Source organism: Nocardiopsis sp. TNDT3, from assembly GCF_003427465.1.
In the GTDB taxonomy this organism is placed as follows: domain Bacteria; phylum Actinomycetota; class Actinomycetes; order Streptosporangiales; family Streptosporangiaceae; genus Nocardiopsis; species Nocardiopsis dassonvillei.
Genome location: NZ_QPFC01000615.1, coordinates 1 through 3,290, shown reverse-complemented (window position 1 = coordinate 3,290; position 3,290 = coordinate 1). Strand labels below are relative to the sequence as shown.

Sequence of the window (3,290 nt, the reverse complement as noted above, 5' to 3'; positions counted from 1 at the left end):
GCCTCCGGGACGGGGGCCGCCCCGCGGCGTCCGGTCCGCGGCCCGCGGCGGTGTGTCGGCCTGTGGACACGGCCACCTGTCGACACGGCCACCTGTCGACACGTCCCCAAGGCGACGCAGTCACAAGGCGGCACACGTTATCCACAGGGCCCCACCACGCCTGCGACCGAGTTATCCACAGGCTTGTGCGCACGAACGCCCGCCTCTGGAGGGGTTCGCCGCCTCTGCCGACCTCCGGACGGGTTCGTGCCCGGCACGCCCTGTTCTCCCTGTTTCCCAGGCCTTCCGGGGCCGCTGTTGCCCTTCCCACACCTGGTCGGAGGCCTCCGCGCCGGTGTTCGGCGCGCGGAAGGGGGAACTCCCCTGTGGACAAACCTGTGCACAGACCCTTTGTCGGGGTTCGGGTGTTCTGTGGAGGGGCTCGGAAAAAAATTTTGGCGCTCTCTCGCCCAAGTTATCCACAGGAGGGGGGTCAAATCTGTGGACAACCCTGTGGACAACCTGTGGAAAAGCGCGCCGAGCCTGTGGGTAACCACCCCTGTCCCTGTGGACGCGGCGGTGGGTCATCCGATGACTGAACCACCGATCCTTGTGGAGAACCTGGGGAAAACCTGTGGACGAAGCTGTGGACGGAGTGTGGAAAACCTGGGGACGGCTTCGTTCGTCCACAGGCGGGCCAAGTTACCCACAGGGTTACCCACAGGACCTGTGGACAAAAATCCGCAGGTTGACCTGCGAAAACAAGGGTTATCCACACTATCCACAGGCCCTACTACTACTGCGCACCTTCATTAACCAAGATGTGGCTTCACAACCGCTCCGCGGAAAATCTGTGGACAACTCTCCGAGACAGGCGCGACGACAGCCCGGTGCTGAGCTGTCAGCGGCAGCGGGTGAATCCGGGTAACGTGTGGTCTCGCCCCTGTCCTCCGCCGCCCGCATCCGAGCGGTGACCCCGTACGGGATCCGAGACAGCTCCCGGCGCCACCGGCGCGGCCTCCACAGCCCTGTGGACGGAGCCCTCGGCGGACCCACAGATCCACGAGCTGCAACGTTGAGGCTTCGACCGGCACGCCGGTCGTGCGGAAAGTGAGTCGGAAAGTGAAGTTCCGGGTCGAACGCGACGTACTGGCCGAGGCGGTCGCCTGGACCGCGCGCACACTCCCGACGCGCCCCTCGGTGCCGGTGCTCGTCGGCATCCTGCTGGAGGCCGGTGAGTTCGACGGCCGCCAGCAGCTGCGCCTGTCCGGCTTCGACTACGAGGTCTCCACCCAGGCCGCGGTGGACGTCGAGGTCGAGGAGCCGGGCACGGTCCTGGTCACCGGTAAGCTCCTGGCCGAGATCACCCGCAACCTCCCCGCGCAGCCCGTGGAGATCTCCACCGACGGCGCCAAGGTCGTCGTCACCGGCGGCAGCGCGAAGTTCACCCTGACCACCATGCCGGTGGAGGACTACCCCACGCTCCCGGAGATGCCCGGTGTGAGCGGGACCGTCGGCAGCGACGCCTTCGCCGCCGCGGTCAGCCAGGTGGCCGTGGCCGCCGGGCGCGACGACACCCTGCCGATGCTCACCGGCGTGCGCGTCGAGATCGAGGGCGAGACCATCACGCTCGCCTCCACCGACCGCTACCGCCTGGCCGTGCGCGAGTTCACCTGGAAGCCGGAGAACCCCGACCTGTCCGCGGTCGCGCTGGTCCCGGCCAAGACCCTCCACGACACCGCCAAGTCGCTCACCTCGGGCGCCGAGGTCTCGATCGCCCTCTCGGACGGCGGCTCCGGCGAGGGCATGATCGGCTTCGAGGGCGGCGGCCGCCGCACCACGACCCGCCTGCTCGACGGCGAGTTCCCCAAGTACCGGGCGCTGCTGCCGGACACCTTCAACTCGGTGGCCGAGGTCAGCCGCTCCGAGTTCGTCGAGGCGGTCAAGCGCGTCTCGCTGGTCGCCGAGCGCAACACCCCGCTGCGGCTGTCCTTCAGCCAGGGCCAGCTGGTCCTGGAGGCGGGCACCGGCGAGGAGGCGCAGGCGGTCGAGGTCCTGGAGGCCGACCTGGACGGCGACGACATCCAGATCGCCTTCAACTCCGGGTTCCTCCTGGACGGGCTCGGCGCCATCGGCACCGACGTGGCCCGCCTGCACTTCACCACCTCGACCAAACCGTCGATCCTGACCGGCAAGCCCGCGGAGGAGGGTTCCTCCCCCGAGTACCGCTACCTGATCATGCCGGTGCGTCAGCCGGGCTGATCCGCGGCCGGTTCGATTGACTGGCACCTGCCGGATCCGGTCCGCGACCCGGGCCGGCCGGCGTCCATCCACAGGCGGCGAAGGGGAGCAGAGCAACCATGCAGCTCGGAATGATCGGTCTCGGCAAGATGGGCGGCAACATGGCCGCCCGGCTGCGGGAGAAGGGCCACGAGGTCGTCGGGTACGACGTCGCCTCGCCGGAGCGCGACGTCGACACCCTGGCCGGACTGGTCGAACGGCTGGCCGCCCCCCGGGTGGTCTGGGTGATGGTCCCCGCGGGCGACCCCACGGCCGCGACCATCGCCGAACTGGGCGAACTCCTGGACGAGGGAGACCTCGTCATCGAGGGGGGCAACTCCCACTACGCGGACGACCGCGTCCGCGCCAAGTCGCTGGCGGAGAAGGGCGTCGGCTACCTCGACGTCGGTGTCAGCGGCGGTGTCTGGGGCCGCCAGAACGGCTACGGCATCATGGTCGGCGGCCCGGCCGAGGAGGTCGCGAAGGCCCGCCCGGTCTTCGACTCCCTCGTGCCCGAGGAGGGCGTGGGCTTCGTCCACGCCGGAGCGGTCGGCGCAGGACACTTCGTCAAGATGGTCCACAACGGCATCGAGTACGGCATGATGCAGGCCTTCGGCGAGGGCTACGAGCTCATGGTCGCCTCCGGCCTCGTGGACGACGTCCCCGGCACGTTCGAGAGCTGGCGCGAGGGCACCGTGGTGCGCTCCTGGCTGCTGGACCTGCTCTCGCGGGCCCTGGAGGAGGACCCCGAGCTGTCGCGCCTGCGCGGCTACGCCGAGGACTCCGGCGAGGGCCGCTGGACCGTCCAGGCCGCCGTGGACCTCGCGGTCCCGGCCCCGGCGATCACCTCCTCCCTGTACGCGCGGTTCGCCTCCCGCCAGGACGACAGCCCGGCGATGAAGGTCGTGGCGGCCCTGCGCAACCAGTTCGGCGGGCACGCCGTGCACCGCGCCGAGACCTCCGACGACATCGACGTCTGAGGCGTCCTCCCCCCGACCCGGGGACGCAGCCCACGGGCCGTCCCCGGGAGC

2 protein-coding genes are annotated in these 3,290 nt (G+C 69.7%); both read left to right on the top strand.

Annotated elements, in window-relative coordinates; all coding sequences use genetic code 11:
* Nucleotides 1-1,101: 1,101 nt before the first annotated feature.
* Nucleotides 1,102-2,241 (top strand): DNA polymerase III subunit beta, encoded by a 1,140-nt coding sequence (gene dnaN, locus DQW06_RS15680; protein ID WP_019609535.1) that lies wholly within the window; start codon nt 1,102-1,104, stop codon nt 2,239-2,241.
* A 98-nt stretch (nt 2,242-2,339) separates the two neighbouring features.
* Nucleotides 2,340-3,239: a phosphogluconate dehydrogenase (NAD(+)-dependent, decarboxylating) gene (gnd, locus tag DQW06_RS15675; RefSeq protein ID WP_117198797.1), complete on the top strand. Its 900-nt coding sequence runs from the start codon at nt 2,340-2,342 to the stop codon at nt 3,237-3,239.
* The last annotated feature ends 51 nt before the right edge of the window (nt 3,240-3,290 follow it).

Coding starts and splice junctions, on each gene's coding strand:
- gnd (WP_117198797.1), top strand. CDS start 2,340: ATGCAGCTCGGAATGATCGGTCTCGGCAAGATGGGCGGCAACATGGCC.